Origin of the sequence: Staphylococcus sp. GDY8P57P, from assembly GCF_017892585.1 — a bacterium.
Taxonomy (GTDB): Bacteria; Bacillota; Bacilli; order Staphylococcales; family Staphylococcaceae; genus Staphylococcus; species Staphylococcus borealis.
Genome location: NZ_JAESLK010000089.1, coordinates 527 through 751, shown reverse-complemented (window position 1 = coordinate 751; position 225 = coordinate 527).

Genomic DNA, 225 nt, shown 5'->3' with positions numbered 1-225 from the left:
TAGTATAGCACAAAGACGAAAGGACTAGCTAACACTAGTCCTTTTTTATATTTGCAGCTTTGATCTACTCGTTACACTCGCAGAAAAAGCTACAAATAAAAGCAATAACAACCCACCTTAATCTCGCTTTATTCCAATTTCCATTTTGAGCAGAAACTTTACTCATATGATTTGGATTGGTTGTTAAGTTGGAATTAATCCAACTTAAAACCGGCACCAATCGCC